Source organism: Delftia tsuruhatensis NBRC 16741 (assembly GCF_001571325.1).
GTDB lineage: Bacteria > Pseudomonadota > Gammaproteobacteria > Burkholderiales > Burkholderiaceae_C > Comamonas > Comamonas tsuruhatensis.
This window is the reverse complement of record NZ_BCTO01000035.1, coordinates 131,466-145,806: the sequence shown is the minus strand read 5'-3', so window position 1 is coordinate 145,806 and position 14,341 is coordinate 131,466. Positions and strand designations below refer to the sequence as shown.

Here is a 14,341-nt window from a genome sequence, read left to right as displayed (position 1 = left end):
CGCGCCCAACGCAGGTTGCCCGCAGCGAAGCGAAGGGTCGTGGGCAGTGGGGGCGCGCTTCTTTGCCTACTTTCTTGTCGCGCGACAAGAAAGTAGGTCGGCCGCCGGGCCGAACCCCGGCCAGCGGCGCCAGCCAAAAGCGCAGATCAAGCTCAAGCATGGGCCTGCTCCGAAGAAGCACCCCGACGATCCCGCCACCTCTGCGCCCACCCTTCAAAAGTCAGATAGATCACAGGCGTAGTGAACAGAGTCAGCAACTGACTCACCAGCAAGCCCCCCACCAACGTCACCCCCAACGGATGCCGCAACTCACTGCCCACCCCCGTCCCCAGCATCAACGGCAAGGCCCCCAGCAAAGCCGCCAAGGTCGTCATCAGGATAGGCCGGAACCGCAGCAGGCAGGCCTGGTAGATGGCCTCGCGCGGCGTATGCCCCTCCTCGCGCTGCGCCTCCAGCGCGAAGTCGATCATCATGATCGCGTTCTTTTTGACGATGCCGATCAGCAGCACGATGCCGATGATGGCGATGATGTCCAGGTCCAGCCCCGCCAGCAGCAGGGCCAGCAACGCGCCCACGCCGGCCGAGGGCAGCGTGGACAGGATGGTCACCGGGTGGATGGTGCTCTCATAGAGCACGCCCAGCACGATGTACATGGTGATCACCGCCGCCAGCACCAGCAGCAGCGTGTTGGACAGCGAGGCCTGGAAGGCCAGGGCCGCGCCCTGGAAGGCGGCGTCCACCGACAGCGGCATATGGCCCTCCGTGCGCAGCTGGGCCATCAGGTCCTGCACGGCCTTGACGGCATGGCCCAGCGACACGCCGGGCGCGGTGTTGAACGAGATGGTGGCGGCGGGCAGCTGGCCCACATGGTTCACGGCCAGGGCCATGGGCCGCTCGCTGACCGTGGCCACCGAGGACAGCGGCACGGGCGCGCCCGCGCTGGAGGCCACGTAGATGGACTGCAGCGCCTCGGGCCCGACCTTGAACTGCGGCGCCACCTCCAGCACCACGCGGTACTGGTTGGACTGCGTGAAGATGGTGGAGATCAGCCGCTGGCCGAAGGCGTTGTACAGCGCCGTGTCGATGGCCGAGACCGTCACGCCCAGCCGGCTGGCCTGGGCCCGGTCGATCTGCACGAAGGCCTGCAGGCCCTGGTCCTGCAGGTCGCTGCCCACGTCCACCAGCTCGGGCAGGTCGTGCATGCGCTCGACCAGGGCCTGGGTGCTCTTGGCCAGCTGCGCCATGTCGGGCGAGGACATCAGCAGCTGGTACTGGGTGCGCGCCACGCGGTCCTCGATGGTCAGGTCCTGCACGGGCTGGGCATACAGGCGTATGCCCGGGATCTGCAGCGCATCGTCGGACAGGCGGCGCAGCACGGCGGGCACGCCATCGCGCTGGCCATGGGGCTTGAGGTCGATCAGCAGCCGGCCCGTGTTCAGCGTGGTGTTGCTGCCATCGACGCCGATGAAGGACGAGATGCTCTGCACGGCCGGGTCCTTGAGCAGCAGCTCGGCAAGGGCCTGCTGGCGCTCGGCCATGGCGGCAAACGAGATGGACTGGTCGGCCTCGGTCGTGGCCTGGATGGTGCCCGTGTCCTGGTCCGGGAAGAAGCCCTTGGGCACGGCGAAGTACAGCAGCACGGTCACGGCCAGCGTGGCCAGGAAGACGATCCATGTCAGGCCCCGGCGGTCCAGCACCCAGGTGAGGATGCGGCCGTAGCCGGCGATGGTGCGGTCGAAGAAGCGGCCCGTGGCGTGGTACAGGCGGCCATGCCGTTCTTCCTGGGCCCCTTCGGGCTGGTGGCGCAGCAGCCGCGCGCACAGCATGGGCGTGAGCGTCAGCGAGACCACGGCCGAGATCAGGATGGCCACCGCCATGGTGATGGCGAACTCGTGGAACAGCCGCCCCACCACGTCGCCCATGAACAGCAGCGGGATCAGCACGGCGATCAGCGAAATCGTCAGCGAGATGATGGTGAAGCCGATCTGCCTGGCGCCCTTGAGCGCGGCCTGCATGGGCGGCTCGCCCTTTTCCACGAAGCGCGCGATGTTCTCGATCATCACGATGGCATCGTCCACCACGAAGCCGGTGGAGATCGTCAGCGCCATCAGCGTGAGGTTGTTGATGGAAAAACCGGCCAGGTACATCACGCCGAAGGTGCCGATCAGCGACAGCGGCACGGCAAAGCTCGGTATCAGCGTGGCCGAGGCGCTGCGCAGGAAAACGAAGATCACCGCCACCACCAGGGCGATGGCCAGCATCAGCTCCAGCTGCATGTCGTTGACCGAGGCGCGGATGGTCACCGTGCGGTCGGTCAGCACCTGCACGTCCAGCGAGGCCGGTAGGGTCTCCTTGAGCTGGGGCAGCAGCGCCTTGATGCGGTCCACCGTCTCGATCACGTTGGCGCCGGGCTGGCGCCGGATGTTGAGGATCACGCCCGCGCGCGAGCCACCCTCGGGCGTGCCGGCCCAGGCGGCCAGGCGCGTGTTCTCGGCATCGTCCACGGTCTGGGCGATGTCGGACAGGCGCACGGGCAGGCCGTTCTTGAAGGCGATGATGAGGTTGCGGTACTCGGCCGCCGACTGCAGCTGGTCGTTGGCATCGATGGTGGAGGCGCGCGCCGGGCCGTCGAAGCCGCCCTTGGCCTGCTTGACGTTGGCGGCGGCGATGGCGGTGCGCACATCGTCCAGCGTCATGCCCAGGCCGGCCAGCGCCGTCGGGTTGGCCTGGATGCGCACGGCGGGCCGGCGCCCGCCCGCAATCGCCACCAGTCCCACGCCGTTGACCTGCGAGAGCTTGGGCGCCAGGCGGTTTTCCACCAGGTCATTGACGCGGATCACCGGCAGCGAGGGCGAGGTGATGGCCAGCGTGAGGATGGGCGCATCCGCCGGATTGACCTTGCTGTACAGCGGGGGCATGGGCAGGTCGCTGGGCAGCAGGTTGGCACCCGCGTTGATGGCGGCCTGCACCTGCTGCTCGGCCACGTCCATGGCCATGTCCAGCGCAAAGCGCAGCGTGATCACCGAGGCGCCGCCCGAACTGGTGGACGACATCTGCGACAGCCCCGGCATCTGGCCGAGCTGGCGCTCCAGCGGCGCGGTGACGTTGGAGGTCATCACGTCGGGGCTGGCGCCCGGGTACAGCGTGGTGACCTGGATGGTGGGGTAGTCCACCTCGGGCAGGGCCGAGATCGGCAGCAGCCGGTAGGCCAGCAGGCCGGCGATCAGCACCGCCACCATCAGCAGCGAGGTGGCGACGGGTCGCAGGATGAAGATGCGGGAAAGATTCATGGGGCCGCCTGGAAGGGCTTGCGGTCTTCAGGTGCCGGGCGCTGCTCAGCGCCCGGCAGGAGCGGGAGCCGCTGGAGCCGCCGGAGCGGCAGACGCCGGGCCGGGCGATGGCTGGGGCGAGCCCGGTGACGGCGCAGGTGCCTGGGATGCCGGCGCGGAACCTTCGGCGGTCGGTGCGCCGCTGCCGGCGCCATTGCTGCCGCCACTGTTGCCACCGCCATTGCCGCCATTGCGCTGCCCACCGCGCTCGGCGCGCAGCTTCTGCAGGTAGGCCTTGCGCTCGTCGGGGTTCATGGTCGCCAGCTTGGCGCGCACATCGGGCGGCAGATTGCGCATGCCGCGCGGCTGGCTGGAGGCGTCCTGCACGGCCTGGTCCACCTTCTGCACCTTGTCGGGCTCGATCACCGTGACCTTGGCGCCTTCGCGCAGGCGGTCAATGCCATCGACCACCACCTGCTCGCCAGGCTTGAGTTCGCCCTTGACGCTCACCCGGTCGCCATCGGTCACGCCCACGGTGATGCGCCGCTGCGTCACCGTGCCATCCTCCTGGACCAGATAGACGTAGTTGTTCTGCACGGCCGTGGTCGGCACGGTCAGCGCCTGCTCCAGCCGGTCCACTTCCAGCCTGACGTTGACGAACTGGTTGGCGAACAGCCGGCCCTCGGCATTGTCGAAGGCGGCCTTGGCCTTGATGGTGCCGGTGGCGATGTCGATGCTGTTGTCCACCGCATTCAGCCGGCCGCGCCCCAGCTGCTGCTTGAGGTCCCGGTCCCACAGCTCCACGGGCAGCTCGCGGCCCTCGGCCAGGCGCCGTGCCAGCGTGCCCACATGGGCCTCGGGCACGGAGAACACCGCGTCGATGGGCTTGACCTGGGTGATGGTGACGATGCCGTTGGCATCCGAAGGGTTGACCACATTGCCCCGGTCGGCCTGGCGCAGGCCCAGCCGGCCCGCAATGGGCGCCGTGATGCGCGTGTAGCTCAGTTGCAGCTTGGCCGCATCGGCCTGGGCCTGGTCGGCGGCCACCGTGCCCTGGTACTGGCGCACCAGCGCAGCCTGGGTATCGACCTGCTGGCCGGCAATGGAATCCTGGGCCTGCAGCTCCTTGTAGCGCTGCAGGTCCAGCTGGGCGTTCTTGAGCAGCGCCTGGTCGCGCTGCAGCGTGCCCTGGATCTGGTTGAAGCTGGCCTGGAAGCTGCGCGGATCGATCTCGGCCAGCAGCTGGCCGGCCTTGACCTCGTCGCCTTCCTTGAAATGCAGGCGCAGCAACTCGCCCGACACCTTGGCGCGCACCACGGCCGTGGCGCGCGGGTTCATGGTGCCGATGGCGCTGATCAGCACGCGCATGTCGCGCCGCTCCACCACGCCCACGGACACCGGCTGCGCCTGGGCACCCATGGCGCCGGGGCCGCCAGGTCCACCCGGGCCGCCGGGGCCGCGCCGGCCGCCTCCCGCACGCCCGCCACCCGGGCCGGGCGCACCGGCCGAGGCCTGCTCGCCCTGCGCCGGCGCCCGCTTGTTCCACCACCACAGCCCGCCCCCCGCGACCAGGGCCAATGCCACCACGCCCCACATCAGGGCAGCCCGTATCCGGCCACATTGGCGTACGCCGTGGGCATCTGCAACAAGGGGGCTGCTGGACAGGCGTTTCATGGTCACTGCGGGAAATCGTGGGAGGAAGCCGTGGGCCCGGCCCCGGAACGGGGCACGGCGGCGGATGCGGCTATGGTAGCCAGTCCCATGCTCTCCAAAACGAGGCAGATCGCCGTTTTACGCAGGCATTACCCCCGCTTTACCCCGGCTTTACCCGCCCTGGCCAGAGCGTTTTCGGAAACAGGTCGGCCACCCGTCGGCAGGGCCTCAGACAGGGCACGGCGCTCACAACACTGTTGACTCAGGCACGGCCAATGCGGGGCGCATCGGCCGAAAAGTCCATTGAAAACAAGGCATTGCACTCCAACCCGGCGCAGGTCGCGCCTGGCATCCCGTTGGACTGCACCCCGCGCTTGTGGCTACGATGCGCGGCCGCCGGCCTGCAAGCGCAGGCCGCCATCCATCCGTCCCAGGAGAACACCATGACGACTGCCAACCCACGCCTGACCGACCACCCCGAAGAAGCCGCCGTGCGCGTGCCGCTGGAGCTGTACATGCGCGGCCATGCCGAGGACGACAGCGCCCACATGCGCGCCGCCTTCATGCCCACCGCCCGCATCGAAAGCGTGCGCGAAGGCCCGCTGACCTCCTGGGACATCGACACCTACTGCGCCCGCTTCAAGGGCCAGCCCGCCGCCGACGAGGCCACGCGCCGCCGCAGCATCGACGCCATCGACATCGGCGGCACGGCGGCCAGCGCCAAGATCACCCTGGTGCACGGCGCCATCACCTTCATCGACTACTTCGTGCTGCTCAAGACCGAGGCCGGCTGGAAGATTGCCAACAAGGCCTTCCATGCCCAGCCGCACTGACATCACCAGGGCTTGACATGAGCCAGCAGGCCGTAGGTCAGCGCACCAGCCAAGGTCGGCATGGCAATGCCTCCACGCACCAGGCGTGCGAGGCAGATGGCCAGCAAAGCCACGGAGATCACGGCCACCCGCCCCCAGCGGACATCGCTGACCAACAGCCCCCAGGTTGACACCACGAACAGGGCAGCGATGGCGGCGGGCCCGACACCCGCCAGCCACCTCTGCACCTGCGGGGACGCCCGTGCAGAGTGCCCTCTGCGGCGTGCCTGCCACAACGGCAACCAGCGCAGGCCAAAGGTGCCGGCACCGCACAACAGCAAGATCCAGAATGTGTACGACATGGTGATCAGCCCCTATCGGCCGTGGCCGCATGCGCCAGCGCACCGCACAGGATCGCCAGCGCCAGGGCGTGGTAGCCCGGAATGAAGCAAACCAGCACCGCAGCGACCACGGCGGCCGTGAGCACCGCACGCCACCAGCGCAGCACCCCCGCCTCCAGCAGCAGCGCAAAGAACAATGCCGGCAGAACGAAGGCCAGCGCCTCGCGGACGGCTGCCGGCCACCGATCCACCTCGCCCACCAGCGTCACCCCCATCACCGTGCCGCCCACCCAGGCCGCGTAGGCGCCAAGTTGCAGGCCCAGAAACCAGTGCTCGCGCTCGGCCTCTGGCACGCCCTGCATCTTGCTCATGGCGGTGGCAAACACCTCGTCGGTCAGGCCAAAGGCCAACCAGGGCGTGGCCAGGCGCTGCCGCGGCCCCAGCACCACCTGCAGGGCCGGGCCATACAGCACATGCCGCGCATTCATCAACAGCACCGTGGGCAAAGCGGTCCACAGCCCGGCTCCCGAAGCCAACAACGAAATCAGCAGGAACTGGCTGGCTCCGGCATAGACCAGCACGGAAGCCAGCACCGCAATGGATGGAGCAAGACCCGCCTGAACGGCCGCCACGCCAAAGGAAAAAGCAATCGGCAGATAGCCCGTCGCCACGGAGAGGCTGGCCGTCAGGCCGGCAGCCAGCGGACGAGCGCCGCTCACGCCGCGCCTCCGAACCCTTTCGCCACAGGATTGCCGACAATCGTGCCGGGCAAGCCGGCCTCATTCCCAGCCAAACACATGATCGCCTCCCTCTATGAAAGAAGATCGATCAATATAGCGCCTCAACTCCCGTCACTGCAGCCCCATGCCACCCGCCTGCGGCGCCCCGTCTAACCCACCCCGCACACCAGGGGCGTGATGCCCTCGGGCCCGTCATCCTCCAGCGGCTGCGGGGGCTGGGCGGCGGCAAGCTTGCCTTCTTCCACGGTCATGCCGCGTGGCAGGGCCACGCCGTTCTTGGCGGCCAGGACCTCGGCCATGATGCTGACGGCGATTTCGGGAGGCGTCTTGCTGCCTATGTACAGGCCGATGGGGCCGCGCAGGCGCACCAGTTGCGCGTCGCCCAGGCCGAAGTGCTCGCTCAGGCGCTGCAGGCGCAGCGCGGTGTTGCGGCGCGAGCCGATGGCGCCGACGTAGAAGGCCGGGGATTCCAGGGCTTCCATGAGGGCCAGGTCGTCGAGCTTGGGGTCGTGCGTGAGGCCGATGATGCAGGTGCGCGCATCGGCGCGCATGGTGCGCACAAGGTCATCGGGCATCTCGCGCGACAGCTGCACGCCGGCCACGCTCCAGTGGCGGCTGTATTCCTCGCGCGGGTCGCAGACGGTGACCGCAAAGCCGTTGAACAGCGCCATGGTGGCCAGGTATTCGGACAGCTGGCCTGCGCCGATGAGCAGCATGCGGTACTCGGGGCCGAAGCTGTTGGCGACCTGCTGCCCGTCATGCACCAGCGGCTCGGGCGCGTCGCTGACCTGCTGGGCGACCTGGCCCGTGGCCTTGTCCACGGTGCGCCGCACCATGCGGCCTTCGTCCAGCCATTGCACGAGTTGCTGCAGCGCAGCAGCGTCGGGATTGAATTCGAGCAGCAGCTCCAGCGTGCCGCCGCAGGGCAGGCCGAAGCGGTGGGCCTCGTCGGCGCTGACGCCGTAGCGCAGCAGCCGGGGCGCGCCGTCGCTCAGGGCGTCGGCGTCCGAGGCGTGGCTGTAGCGGGCGATCAGGTCGTCCTCGATGCAGCCGCCGGACACGGAGCCGACCACGGCGCCCGAGGCCCCCAGCGCCATGATGGAGCCGATGGGCCGGGGCGACGAGCCCCAGGTACGCACCACCGTGGCCAGCAGCGCGCGCTCGCCCTGAGCGCGCCATTGCGCGAGGTGGCGCAGAACATGAACATCCAGGTTTTCCATTGCAAATCTCCACGCCGGCACCTGGCTTGCCTGTGCAGCTGGGCGCCTGGCGTTTTTCGGCGGCTATTGTGCTGCGCCAGCGCGCATCGTTCAGGGTGGGTGGAAAAAGCCGTGGGTCGGCGCAAGGACTCAGTACCGCGAAAGCAGCCAGCCGGCACCCAGGACGACGACGATGGCCAGCCCCCAGCACCACAGCGGGATGGCGCGGCGCGAGCGTTCCTCGGCCTCGGTGGCCGGTGCGGCATCCAGCGGCGTGGCCACGCCGGCTGCGGCGTCGTGCTCCCAGGCCTGGGCGTCCACGGTGGGCTCGATGTGGCCGGTTTCATCGGCCAGGCCGGCAGGCAGGTGGGACAGGTCGGCGGTGTCGCCTGCATCGGCAGGCGCTGCCGCCGCGCGCGGGTGGCGCTGCTGCATCAGCGTGTCGAAGCGCGCGAAGAAGTCGTCGGCCATGTTGCGGGCGGCGCCGTCGATCAGCCGCTGGCCCAGCTGGGCGATCTTGCCGCCGACCTGGGCCTGCACGCTGTAGCTGAGCAGGCAGCGCGGCTGGCCTGCGGCGTCAGCGGGCTCGGGGGTGAGGGTGACGTCGGCCTCGCCCTTGCCGAAGCCGGCCACGCCGCCCTGGCCTTCAAAGGCGATGCGGTAGCGCTCGGGCGGCGTGATGTCGGACAGCGTGACCTTGCCGCTGAACTTGGCCGATACCGGCCCCACCTTGACCGCCATGCCCACGGCGTACTGGTCATCGCCCTGGGGTTCGAAGCGGTCGCAGCCGGCCAGGCAGGCCTTGAGCGTTTCGGGATCGTTGAGCGCCTCCCAGGCCTGCTGCTGGCTGACGGCGAGGGAACGGCTGGCTTGCATTTCCATGGCAATTCCTTTCTGCGATGGGGGTGGCCGCAAGCGGCTCAGCGGCCTGGCGCCGCCAGCAGCCGCGCCAGGTGAACGGCCAGTTGCTGCAGCGATTCCAGGTTGTGTACCGCAAGCATGGCATGGGCATGACGATGCAGCACGGCCGCCCCCTGGGCCAGTGGGGCATACCCGTCAAAGCGCAGCAGCGGGTTGAGCCACAGCAGCCGCGCGCTGTGGCGGCGCAGCCAGGCCAGTTCGCGGTCCAGCTCGGCGGCATCGCCGGTGTCCAGGCCGTCGCTGATGATGAGCACCAGGGTGCGCCGGCCCACCAGGCCTGAAACCTGGTGGCGCGCATGCAGGCGGCGCAGTTCGCCCAGGCTGCTGCCCAGGCGCGTGCCGCCGCCAAAGTCGGCAATGGCGGCGTTGGCGCGCTCGAGCATGGCGTCGGTATCGGCCTGGGCAAAGGCCGGGCCCAGGTCGCGCAGCTCGGTGCCGAAGCTGAAGACCTGGCGGCGCAGGCCCGCATGGCGCTGCGTGCTGGTGGCCGCGTGCAGGAAGGCCAGCAGCAGCCGCGCATAGCGCTCCATGGAGCCCGAGACATCGACCAGGGCCAGCCAGGGCAGCGGCAGGCGCCGCCGTTCGCGCCGCAGCAGCTGCAGCATTTCGCCGCCGTGGCGCGATGCCGCACGCAGGCTGGCAGCCCAGTCGGGCACCGCGCCGCGCTGGCCGGTGCGCGTGCGGCGGCTGCGGTAGCGGGGCAAGGGAAGGGCAATGTCCCGGGCCAGGCGCTGCACCAGCAGGTATTCGCTGGCGCTGAGCTGGTTGAAGTCGGCATGGCGCAGGCGGTGGCGCTCGCTGGCCGTCATGGCAGCGTCCAGCTTCAGCTCTTCATCGACGGCGGCCCTGCCCTCGCCTGCCTGGCGGGGCGACAGGGCTTCCTGCACGCGCGGGCGGTGGCGCGGCGCGGACGGCCGGGGCGCCTGCGGCAGCAACTGGGCCAGCAGTTGCCGGGCCACATCGGGATTGCGGAAGTAGGCGTCGAACAGTTCGCGGAACACGGCGCGGTCCTGGGCGTTGCTCACAAATACGGCCTCCAGCGCTGCGGCCATGTCCTCGCGCGCCAGGCCGACAAGGGACAGGGCCTGCTGGGCCAGCGCCATGCGCCCGCCATCCACGGGCACGCCCGCGCGGCGCAGCGCACGCGCAAAGCCGACCAGGTTGCCTGCGAGCTTGCCGCTGCGCGCATCGCCCAGCCAGCTGGTGCGCTCGCCCCCATCGGCGGCACCGGCGGCACCGGCTGCACCAGCCGTCACGGCGCGGGCTCCGGCGCCAGCAGTTGCTGCAGCCGCTCGGGCGTGAGCGCGGCCACGTCCTCGCGCTGCTTGAAGAGGATGCCGGCCGTGTCGTGCACGACTTCGGGATCGACCACCAGGGTGTCCAGCGCCACCAGGGCCTTGGCCCATTCCACGCTTTCGGCAATGCCGGGCACGCGCTGGAAGGCGTCGGCAAAGGGCTGGCTGCGCAGCCGCCCCACGAAGCTCGCCACCTGGGCCGTCAGGACCTGCCCGGCCCCAGGTACCAGGGCGCGCACGATGGCCAGCTCGCGCTCGCGCCCGGGATAGTCCAGCCAGTGGTAGAGGCAGCGGCGCTTGACGGCGTCGTGCAGGTCGCGCGTGCGGTTGCTGGTGAGCACGGTCACGGGCGGCACGCGTGCCGCCACCGTGCCCAGCTCGGGGATGCTGACCTGGTACTCGCCCAGGTATTCGAGCAGGAAGGCCTCGAAGGGCTCGTCGGCGCGGTCGATCTCGTCGATCAGCAGCACGGCGCCGGGCTCGGGCTGCTGCAGGGCCTGCAGCAGCGGGCGGCTTACCAGGTAGCGCTCCTGGTAGACCTCCTGCTCGGCGCGCTGCAGTCGGTCCTGCTGCGGTGCGGCCGCGGGCTGCGCCGAGGCCAGCTCGGCCGCGCGCAGGTGCAGCAGCTGGGCCGCGTAGTTCCATTCATACAGCGCCTCGCGCTGCTCCATGCCGTCATAGCACTGCAGCCGGATCAGGCGGCGCTCCAGCACGCGCGCCAGCGCCTGGGCCAGCGCGGTCTTGCCCACGCCGGGCTCGCCCTCCAGCAGCAGCGGCCGCTGCAGCCGCAGGGCCAGGAAGACGGCCGTGGCCAGGCGCCGGTCGGCGAAATAGCCTTCGGCCTGCAGCGCGGCGACCAGGGCGTCTATGGAGGCAATGGCTTGCTCGGAAGGCATCCGCCGTGTCACCCCAGCATCTGCGATACCGCACGCTGCGTCTGCACGCTGATCAACTGCGCCCGGTAGCGCGCGCTGGCATGCAGGTCGCTGTTGAGGTCGGCATGGTCGATCAGCACCTGGGCGGCCGCGTCGGGCGTGAAGCTCTGGTTGAGCGCGGCCTCCAGCCCCGCATGGCGGAACACGCTGAGCCCGGCGCCCGTGATGGCCACGCGCACGCCGCTGTCGGTCTGGGCGACGAAGACGCCCACCAGGGCGAAGCGCGAGGCGGGCTGCTTGAACTTGAGGTAGGCGGCCTTCCTCGGCACGGGAAAGCGCACGGCCGTGATCAGCTCGCCGCTGCCCAGCGCCGTGGTGTACATGCCCTGGAAGAAGTCGTCGGCCGCGATCTCGCGCCGGTCGGTGACGACAGTGGCGCCCAGGCCCAGCACGGCGCTGGGGTAGCAGGCAGCGGGGTCGTTGTTGGCCAGCGAACCGCCGATGGTGCCGCGCGCACGCACCTGGCGGTCGCCGATGCCGCCGGCCAGCTCGGCCAGGGCCGGGATGGCGGCCTGGACCTGCGGGTTGGCGGCCACGTCGGCGTGGCGTGTCATGGCGCGGATTTCCACGGTCTGGCCGTTGACGGCGATGCCGGCCAGGCCCTGGACGCGGTTCAGGTCCACGATCTGTTCGGGCCGCGCCAGGCGCAGGCGCATCGATGGCAGCAGGCTTTGGCCTCCGGCCAGGTACTGGCCGCCCTGGGCGGCCAGGGCAGCGGCGTCGGCCGTGGTGCCAGGGGCTTCATAGGTGAATGCGTACATGGCGCTCTCCTCAGGAGGTGGCTGCGGCGTCGATGGCCGACCAGACACGGTGCGGGCTGGCCGGCATGTCCAGGTCCCTGACACCCAGGGGATGCAGTGCGTCAAGCACGGCATTGATGACGGCGGGCGGCGAGCCTATGGCCCCCGCCTCGCCGCAGCCCTTGGTGCCCAGCGGGTTGTGCGTGCAGGGCGTGCAGACGGTGCCGAGCTTGAATTCGGGGAAATCGTCGGCGCGCGGCATGGCGTAGTCCATGAAGCTGCCGGTGAGCAGCTGGCCGGTCTCGCGGTCGTAGACGCAGTTTTCCAGCAGCGCCTGGCCTATGCCCTGGGCCACGCCGCCGTGCACCTGGCCCTCGACGATCATGGGATTGATGATGGTGCCGAAGTCGTCCACGGCGCTGAAGCGGTCCACGCGCACCACGCCCGTGGCCGGGTCCACCTCGACCTCGCAGATGTAGGTGCCTGCGGGAAAGGTGAAGTTGGTGGGGTCGTAGAAGGCGGTTTCGTTGAGGCCGGGCTCCAGCTTGTCCAGCGGGTAGTTGTGCGGCACATAGGCGGTGAGCGCGATCTGGGCGAAGGGGATTTTCTTGTCCGTGCCTCGCACCGTGAACTCGCCGCCCGCGAAGTCGATGTCGGCGTCGCTGGCCTCCATCAGGTGGGCCGCGATCTTCTTGGCCTTGGCCTCGATCTTGTCCAGCGCCTTCATGATGGCCGCGCCGCCCACGCTGATGGAGCGTGATCCGTAAGTGCCCATGCCGAACGGCACGCGGCCCGTGTCGCCGTGGACGATGTCCACGTTCTCCACGGGTATTCCCAGGCGCGCGGCCACCACCTGGGCAAAGGTGGTCTCGTGCCCCTGGCCGTGGCTGTGCGAGCCCGTGAACACGGTGACGCTGCCCGTGGGGTGCACGCGCACCTCGCCGCATTCGAACAAGCCTGCCCGCGCGCCCAGGGCGCCCGCGATGTTGCTGGGCGCCAGGCCGCAGGCCTCGATGTAGCTGCTGTAGCCCAGGCCGCGCCTGAGGCCCCGCGCCTCGCTGTCGGCACGGCGCGCGGCAAAGCCGGCCACGTCGGCCAGGGCCTCGGCCTTGTCCATGCAGGCGCCGTAGTCGCCCACGTCGTACTGCAGGGCCACGGGCGTCTGGTAGGGGAAGCTGGTGACGAAGTTGCGCCGCCGTATCTCGGCCTGGGACAGGTTCAGCTGCCAGGCGCAGCGGCTGACCAGGCGCTCCAGCAGGTAGGTGGCCTCGGGCCGGCCCGCGCCCCGGTAGGCATCGACGGGCGCGGTGTGGGTGAACCAGGCATCGACTTCCACATAGACCTGGGGCGTGGCGTACTGGCCGGCCAGCAAGGTGGCATAGAGGATGGTGGGCACGGCGCTGGCGAAGGTGCTCAGGTAGGCGCCCAGGTTGGCATCCGTGTGCACGCGCATGGCCAGGAACTTGCCGCTGGCGTCCATGGCCATCTCGGCATGGCTGACGTGGTCGCGGCCATGGGCGTCGGTGAGGAAGGACTCGCTGCGGTCGGCCGTCCACTTGATGTTGCGGTTGAGCTTTCGCGCACCCCAGGTCAGGCAGACATCCTCGGCATACAGGAAGATCTTGGAGCCGAATCCGCCGCCCACGTCGGGCGCGATCACGCGCACCTTGTGCTCGGGCAGGCCCATGACGAAGGCCGTCATCAGCAGCCGCTCGACGTGCGGGTTCTGGTTGGCCACGTACAGCGTGTACTCGTCATTGGCGCGGCTGTAGCTGCCGATGGCCGCGCGCGGCTCCATGGCGTTGGGAACCAGGCGGTTGTTGACCAGGTCCAGCTGGGCGATGTGGGCGGCACCGGCGAACACGGCATCCACGGCGGCCTTGTCGCCGATGGCCCATTTGTAGCAGTGGTTGTCGGGGGCGATGTCGTGCACCACCGCGCCGGGCACGCTGCCGGCCGCCGCGTCGGCCACCAGCACCACGGCGGGCAGCGGGTCGTAGTCCACCTCCACCAGCTCGGCCGCGTCGCGCGCCTGCTCCAGCGTCTCGGCCACGACCATGGCGACCTGGTCGCCCACGTAGCGCACGGTGTCCAGCGCCAGGATGGGATGCGGCGGCTCCTTCATGGGCTCGCCGTTGGTGCTGGTGATCAGCCAGCCGCAGGGCAGGCCGTTGATCTTGTCGGCCGCCACGTCGGCGCCCGTGAGCACGCCGATGACGCCGGGCGCGGCCCTGGCCGCGTCGGTGGACACGGAGCGCACACGCGCATGCGCGTGCGGCGAGCGCACGAACACCGCATGGGCCTGGGCGGCCAGCGCGATGTCGTCGGTGTACTGGCCCGCGCCCGTGAGGAAGCGGTAGTCCTCCTTGCGCTTGACGGGCTCGCCGATGTGGGGGAGCTTGGAAAAGTCGGATGCACCCATGGCTGTCTCCTTGT

At 69.7% G+C, this 14,341-nt stretch carries 11 protein-coding genes; 1 reads left to right on the top strand and 10 read right to left on the bottom strand.

The window, feature by feature from the left end:
• Positions 1-152: 152 nt before the first annotated feature.
• Both DTS01S_RS18430 and DTS01S_RS18425 read right to left on the bottom strand, forming a co-directional pair.
• Positions 153-3,290: an MdtB/MuxB family multidrug efflux RND transporter permease subunit gene (locus DTS01S_RS18430; protein ID WP_061288285.1), complete on the bottom strand. Its 3,138-nt coding sequence runs from the start codon at positions 3,288-3,290 to the stop codon at positions 153-155.
• A gap of 45 nt (positions 3,291-3,335) precedes the next feature.
• Positions 3,336-4,943 carry an efflux RND transporter periplasmic adaptor subunit gene (locus DTS01S_RS18425; protein ID WP_061288283.1) on the bottom strand — a complete coding sequence of 536 codons (1,608 nt, stop codon included), beginning with the start codon at positions 4,941-4,943 and terminating at the stop codon, positions 3,336-3,338.
• 422 nt (positions 4,944-5,365) lie between these two features.
• Here DTS01S_RS18425 and DTS01S_RS18420 point away from each other — a divergent pair, with 422 nt between their 5' ends.
• Complete coding sequence (locus tag DTS01S_RS18420; protein ID WP_046988116.1) at positions 5,366-5,755, top strand: nuclear transport factor 2 family protein; 390 nt, start codon at positions 5,366-5,368, stop codon at positions 5,753-5,755.
• A gap of 2 nt (positions 5,756-5,757) precedes the next feature.
• Here the strand turns inward: DTS01S_RS18420 and DTS01S_RS18415 are convergent, their stop codons facing one another.
• The 8 genes from DTS01S_RS18415 to DTS01S_RS18380 form a co-directional block, all read right to left on the bottom strand.
• Positions 5,758-6,096 (bottom strand): AzlD domain-containing protein, encoded by a 339-nt coding sequence (locus DTS01S_RS18415; protein WP_017407858.1) that lies wholly within the window; start codon positions 6,094-6,096, stop codon positions 5,758-5,760.
• A gap of 5 nt (positions 6,097-6,101) precedes the next feature.
• On the bottom strand, positions 6,102-6,794 hold the full coding sequence (locus DTS01S_RS18410; RefSeq protein ID WP_016448918.1) for an AzlC family ABC transporter permease: 693 nt from the start codon (positions 6,792-6,794) through the stop codon (positions 6,102-6,104).
• Between the two features lie 170 nt (positions 6,795-6,964).
• A complete protein-coding gene (locus DTS01S_RS18405; RefSeq protein ID WP_017407859.1) occupies positions 6,965-8,035 on the bottom strand; it encodes an XdhC family protein in 1,071 nt (356 codons plus the stop codon).
• Positions 8,036-8,164: 129 nt separating this feature from the next.
• Positions 8,165-8,896 (bottom strand): CoxG family protein, encoded by a 732-nt coding sequence (locus DTS01S_RS18400; RefSeq protein ID WP_061288281.1) that lies wholly within the window; start codon positions 8,894-8,896, stop codon positions 8,165-8,167.
• 38 nt (positions 8,897-8,934) lie between these two features.
• Positions 8,935-10,191 (bottom strand): vWA domain-containing protein, encoded by a 1,257-nt coding sequence (locus tag DTS01S_RS18395; protein ID WP_017407805.1) that lies wholly within the window; start codon positions 10,189-10,191, stop codon positions 8,935-8,937.
• Positions 10,188-11,126, bottom strand: coding sequence for an AAA family ATPase (locus tag DTS01S_RS18390; protein WP_017407804.1), 939 nt, complete (start codon positions 11,124-11,126; stop codon positions 10,188-10,190). The genes DTS01S_RS18395 and DTS01S_RS18390 overlap by 4 nt, the downstream gene beginning before the upstream one ends.
• Before the next feature lie 8 nt (positions 11,127-11,134).
• Positions 11,135-11,926, bottom strand: a complete 792-nt coding sequence (locus DTS01S_RS18385; RefSeq protein WP_017407803.1) for an FAD binding domain-containing protein — start codon at positions 11,924-11,926, stop codon at positions 11,135-11,137.
• 10 nt (positions 11,927-11,936) lie between these two features.
• Positions 11,937-14,327: a xanthine dehydrogenase family protein molybdopterin-binding subunit gene (locus tag DTS01S_RS18380; RefSeq protein ID WP_046988109.1), complete on the bottom strand. Its 2,391-nt coding sequence runs from the start codon at positions 14,325-14,327 to the stop codon at positions 11,937-11,939.
• Positions 14,328-14,341 lie beyond the last annotated feature (14 nt).

What these genes read in the sequence shown, in the direction of transcription:
- DTS01S_RS18390 (WP_017407804.1), bottom strand. Translation starts at nt 11,126, where the DNA reads ATGCCTTCCGAGCAAGCCATTGCCTCCATAGACGCCCTGGTCGCCGCG.
- DTS01S_RS18425 (WP_061288283.1), bottom strand. Translation starts at nt 4,943, where the DNA reads ATGAAACGCCTGTCCAGCAGCCCCCTTGTTGCAGATGCCCACGGCGTA.
- DTS01S_RS18400 (WP_061288281.1), bottom strand. Translation starts at nt 8,896, where the DNA reads ATGGAAATGCAAGCCAGCCGTTCCCTCGCCGTCAGCCAGCAGCAGGCC.
- DTS01S_RS18430 (WP_061288285.1), bottom strand. Translation starts at nt 3,290, where the DNA reads ATGAATCTTTCCCGCATCTTCATCCTGCGACCCGTCGCCACCTCGCTG.
- DTS01S_RS18420 (WP_046988116.1), top strand. Translation starts at nt 5,366, where the DNA reads ATGACGACTGCCAACCCACGCCTGACCGACCACCCCGAAGAAGCCGCC.
- DTS01S_RS18385 (WP_017407803.1), bottom strand. Translation starts at nt 11,926, where the DNA reads ATGTACGCATTCACCTATGAAGCCCCTGGCACCACGGCCGACGCCGCT.
- DTS01S_RS18415 (WP_017407858.1), bottom strand. Translation starts at nt 6,096, where the DNA reads ATGTCGTACACATTCTGGATCTTGCTGTTGTGCGGTGCCGGCACCTTT.
- DTS01S_RS18380 (WP_046988109.1), bottom strand. Translation starts at nt 14,327, where the DNA reads ATGGGTGCATCCGACTTTTCCAAGCTCCCCCACATCGGCGAGCCCGTC.
- DTS01S_RS18405 (WP_017407859.1), bottom strand. Translation starts at nt 8,035, where the DNA reads ATGGAAAACCTGGATGTTCATGTTCTGCGCCACCTCGCGCAATGGCGC.